A 1711-nucleotide genomic window follows, 5' to 3' on the forward strand; every position below is an offset into this window, starting at 1 on the left:
TGGGGATAGAGATTGAGAGCCAAGTCCGAGGTTGGTACAATTACTATAACAAGTTCGGCAAGACAGAATTTGTCAAGGTCATGAACCACTTGAACATGGTGCTTGCCTATTGGATACGCAGGAAATACAAGCGTTTCCATCGCAAGCCCATTGTCAAGGCTCTCATTTGGCTGCAAGAGATAGCGAGCAAAGACCGCAGTCTTTTCTATCATTGGCAGAGAGGTCAGACCCCAAGGTTATGTCTATGCACAAAGCGTTGAGTGTGAAGAGCCGTGTGAGGGGAGACTTTCACGCACGGTTCTGTGAGAGGGTGAGGGTGAAACTCCCTCGCTCTACTCGACCCTGACCATCATTAATATTTTGCTAGTCCCAACGAAACAATTATTCAATGTCTCGGTAAATGGAAATGGACTGGCTTTTTCCGTAGAGAAAAAATGGTAAGTTTTTTCATAATATTTTAAATTTAAAGGAATGTATAAAGTTATATTTTTCTTAATATCGATAACTCTCTTATGTCTTTCATGTAACAATGAAGGCTATAAGGAGACAGACAGGTACATGGAGATAGACAATCAAGATTTGAAAAGGGAACTGGCTTTTTATGTTGACTCCTTGGATTCCATTCATAAAGGCGAGGACTATGTCATAAGAGTATATTGTCGGGATATCAGCAACATTCTGAAGCGATATACAATATCCGATGAGATTGATTATGATTCGTGGAATAGATGTCCATATAATTTTAAAAGCAAAGTTCATGGTAAGGACATCTTGTTTGTGATGTGGACGGCGAATCCGAGACAATCGCTGGCTATGAGCCCCGTTTTCAAATTAGATGACAAAAGCTTTGGCAGGGAGGTAAAGAAATACTTTCCAAAAATATACAAGAAATATGGCTTGAAAGATTCTCGTTATCCTCAGATAATATACGAGCCAGACTTGATATATCTTACTTTCTTAGGGAATAAGCTCATTGGAAAATATGTAAGTAGAGGACTGCCTGGAGACCATGTTCCCGTCAACATTAATAAAAAAATAATATATATGTGACATCAATCAATAGTCTGTTAAGTTTTTGTGGTTTACGGCGTAATAGACATTTGGTAGGCCGAAAAGCTCCAAATGTCCTTTATTTAACCCGTTGGTTGAATTAAATTCGAGCGAATTTGACTTGCCCGGTAGGCCTATAGAAATGCACTCCCAATAAATTTAAATGTATTTGGAGGTTGGAATTATCGCACACCTAGAGGACACGGGATAGTTACTGGACCGACTATCATTGGTTTCATCACTGGTGCATGGGGAAGATATAACCATGAATTCAGAATTAAATAACAAGCCAATAAGTTTCTATGAAAAAAATATCGTATTTTTTATTGTCTTCGTATTGATTGTAGGATGCGTCAAAGGACAGAATAAAGAAAATCTCAATAATCTTCGTGATAGTTTAGACAAAATGGTCCTTGAGGGGACTCTGCGAGAGGGTCAGGGGACAGGTACTTGAACCATCTATATACAATTGAGAAGACCGAACGAATCAGGTACCTGTCCGTGTGCCACGAGGCGCATATCTATATATAAAGGGTTGGCTACCTTCCATATAAGATGTAGCCGTAACTGCCAATGAGATGGGAGAAGGTCTCTCGGTGTCGGTGTGCAGGCACTGGCATCAAACCCTCTGCAAGCTGCTGCAGTCGGAAACGTTGCCGTA

At 40.3% G+C, this 1711-nt stretch carries 2 protein-coding genes; both read left to right on the top strand.

Annotated features, from left to right (window positions below; all coding sequences use genetic code 11):
* Positions 1-260 (top strand): group II intron maturase-specific domain-containing protein (locus CIL02_RS06365; RefSeq protein ID WP_305775613.1); only part of this gene is annotated, 260 nt, incomplete at its 5' end.
* 298 nt (positions 261-558) lie between these two features.
* Entirely contained in the window at positions 559-1050 is a 492-nt protein-coding gene (locus tag CIL02_RS06370) for a hypothetical protein (RefSeq protein ID WP_094400067.1), read from the top strand.
* Positions 1051-1711 lie beyond the last annotated feature (661 nt).

Origin of the sequence: Prevotella sp. P3-122 (assembly GCF_002251365.1) — a bacterium.
GTDB lineage: Bacteria > Bacteroidota > Bacteroidia > Bacteroidales > Bacteroidaceae > Prevotella.